The organism is uncultured Caballeronia sp., assembly GCF_964243625.1.
Lineage (GTDB): Bacteria > Pseudomonadota > Gammaproteobacteria > Burkholderiales > Burkholderiaceae > Caballeronia.
Genome location: NZ_CAXTGZ010000736.1, coordinates 1 through 2,809, shown reverse-complemented (window position 1 = coordinate 2,809; position 2,809 = coordinate 1). Strand labels below are relative to the sequence as shown.

The following is a 2,809-nucleotide window of genomic DNA, read 5'->3' as shown; positions in this document are numbered from 1 at the left end:
CTTTTGGAGTACAACGGTCCCGAAGTTTGGATCGCCAGCCACTGGAACCCTTCGCCCTTCCGCCGCTTGATCGCCTTATGCGAGGAGGTATCGCTGCGTTCGGCGGCACGCATCCTGGTTGTCTCTCAGGTACTCAAAGACGACCTGGTTGCGCGCGGATTTTCCCCCTGCTTACGTTTGCGTAAAGCGTCTGCGGACGGACGCCCAAAATGCCAAGTGCTTCTGCTGCCGTAATCCAGCCCATCGTAATCACCGTGTTGACATTGACGATTCAAATCAAGATTGACGTCAACTTTATCAAGTTTATGCTGGGCGTCGAAACAGCTGCGCAGTCTTTTGATATCGGAATTCGCGGCAGCTTGACGACAACCGTTGCTGCGGCAATCGGCTTTTTTTAGGAGGGCAGCGTGACGAATTTATCGATGAAATTTCTGGAGACCGCCTTACAGGCGCTTCAATTCCCCACCGATGCGCTGACGCGTGTCACCTTGGAAGGCTCGGGCGAACTCACTTCTGCGTTCCCTGTCGCCGACTTTGCCGCTGAAGCAATAGCGGCAGCCGGCGTCGCGATCGGGGAATTGTTCAAGATGCGGCTTGACCGCGCGCCCGAGGTCGTCATCGACCGAAGACTTGCTTCGCTCTGGTTCGGCTGGTCAGTTCAACCCGTTGGCTGGACCTTGCCCGCCGCCTGGGACACGATCGCCGGGGACTATCGAACCCGCGATGGCTGGATCAGACTGCATACCAACGCGCCTCATCACAAAGCGGCGGCGCTGAGTGCGCTGCAATGTGCCGACAACAAGTCTGCCGTGGCAGGCGCCGTCGCAGGCTGGTCCGCCGAAGAACTCGAAACTGCGGTCGTCGAGCAGCAAGGCTGTGCCGCCGCGATGCGAACAAGCGACGCATGGGAGGCCCATCCTCAAGGCAGGGCAGTGGCATCTGAGCCGCTGATTGCGTTGTCGTCCGTCGCCGCTGCGACCGACCCGCCAGCGTGGCAGCCTGAAGAAGCGAGACCGCTTGCAGGCATGAAAGTGCTCGACCTGACCCGCGTTCTTGCGGGTCCGGTCGCAACCCGCTTTCTTGCGGGATATGGTGCGGACGTCTTGAGAATCGATCCACCGGGATGGGACGAGCCGGCTTTGATACCCGAGGTCACGCTCGGCAAGCGCTGTGCACGACTGGACCTTGAAACGCCACATGGTCGGGAGATATTCGAGCAGTCATTGTCGAAGGCCGATGTGTTGGTTCATGGTTATCGGCCCGACGCCCTCGATCAACTGGGCTACACAGAAGCCGCGCGCCGCGCAATCAACCCGGGACTCATCGATGTGTCACTCGACGCCTATGGATGGAGCGGTCCGTGGAGTGGCCGCCGAGGCTTTGACAGCCTGGTGCAGATGAGCTCAGGAATTGCGCATGGCGGCATGCAATGGAAACAGGCGGATCGTCCGGTGCCGCTGCCCGTTCAAGCGATCGACCAGGCAACTGGCTATCTGATGGCTGCGGCTGTGGTCCGGTCTTTCATCTGGCGCCTCACAGAAAATCGGGCAACGACGGCCAGGCTATCGCTTGCGCGAACCGCGCAGTCGTTGATCGACCTGCCTCGGACGCCAAGTGCGGCTGAGGGTTTGACTATAAGCAACGGCGACTTTTGCGCTTCGCTCGAGCAGACAGAATGGGGACCGGCGAAACGCTGCAGATCGCCTGTGTCAGTGAACGGCGTAGCTCTGGCCTGGCGGCTTCCGGCATCGCGCCTGGGCTCTGCCGAACCGGGTTGGTAAAGCGAGCAGCCGTCGTTTTGTGTCCCGGACGTTGAGAGATTTCGCGAGCTGGCGGCGAATTGTCAGCGACTGCAATGGCCACCTCATTGATACCAATCGGACGATCGCTCAAGCCGCTTGGTCTGATGGCTCGCCGCCCCTTACGAAAGTCCAAAGAAGGTTGATGTCGGGATTCCGCGCAACGGACGTATTATGTATCGTAATGTGCGATATCAAAAAATATCGTTTTTCTAATTCGAAAGTGAGGAATACAGTGCGATGCACCCAAGTGATTGACGGAAGACCATGACAATACAGACGGTCGGTTTCATCGGGCTCGGCGCAATGGGAGAAGCCATGGCGCTGAACCTGGCTACAGTCGGCACGCCGCTCGTGGTCTGGAATCGCACTCAGGCGAAGACCGGGACGCTTGCCGCTGCCGGCGCATGGGTTGCACGAGATGCGGGCGAGGTATTTGCGCGCTCCTCGACGGTCATTCTGATGCTGGTCGATGGCGCCGCCATTGACGCGGTACTCGACCGTGGCGGTCTCGACTTCGCATCCCGCGTACGCGACCGTACGATCGTCCACATGGGCACGACCTCTCCGGCCTATTCCCGTGGCCTGGAGGCCGAGATCCGCTCGGCCGGCGGGCGCTACGTCGAGGCGCCCGTCTCGGGATCGCGCAAGCCTGCCGAAGCGGGGCAACTTGTCGCCATGCTTGCCGGCGACGCGGTTACCGTGGAAGCGCTCCGTCCGCTGCTCGCTCCCATTTGCCGCGAGACCATGGTGTGCGGACCTGTTCCCAACGCCCTTCTGATGAAGCTGTCGGTCAACCTGTTCCTGATCGCACTCGTCACCGGGCTAGCCGAAGCCGTGCATTTCGCCGAGCGCAACGGCCTAGATCTCAGCCAGTTCCTCGCCGTACTGAATGCCGGGCCGATGGCAAGCGATGTATCTCGCGTAAAGGCGCCGAAACTCATCGACCGGAATTTCGCGGTTCAGGCCGCGATCTCCAACGTGCTGGAAAACAACCGCCTGATCGCCGA

4 protein-coding genes are annotated in these 2,809 nt (G+C 60.3%); all 4 read left to right on the top strand.

Annotated elements, in window-relative coordinates; all coding sequences use genetic code 11:
• On the top strand, positions 1–234 hold a 234-nt coding region (locus tag ACFFAR_RS30155; protein ID WP_375509110.1), incomplete at its 5' end, for a hypothetical protein.
• A complete protein-coding gene (locus tag ACFFAR_RS30150; protein WP_162916230.1) occupies positions 210–398 on the top strand; it encodes a hypothetical protein in 189 nt (62 codons plus the stop codon). The genes ACFFAR_RS30155 and ACFFAR_RS30150, both read left to right, overlap by 25 nt.
• Before the next feature lie 24 nt (positions 399–422).
• A complete protein-coding gene (locus tag ACFFAR_RS30145) occupies positions 423–1,781 on the top strand; it encodes a CoA transferase (protein WP_375509111.1) in 1,359 nt (452 codons plus the stop codon).
• Positions 1,782–2,066: 285 nt separating this feature from the next.
• A partial coding sequence (locus ACFFAR_RS30140) for an NAD(P)-binding domain-containing protein (RefSeq protein ID WP_174365560.1) occupies positions 2,067–2,809 on the top strand: 743 nt, incomplete at its 3' end.

Excerpts from the sequence above, each read along its gene's own strand:
- ACFFAR_RS30150 (WP_162916230.1), top strand. The coding sequence starts at position 210 with ATGCCAAGTGCTTCTGCTGCCGTAATCCAGCCCATCGTAATCACCGTG.
- ACFFAR_RS30145 (WP_375509111.1), top strand. The coding sequence starts at position 423 with ATGAAATTTCTGGAGACCGCCTTACAGGCGCTTCAATTCCCCACCGAT.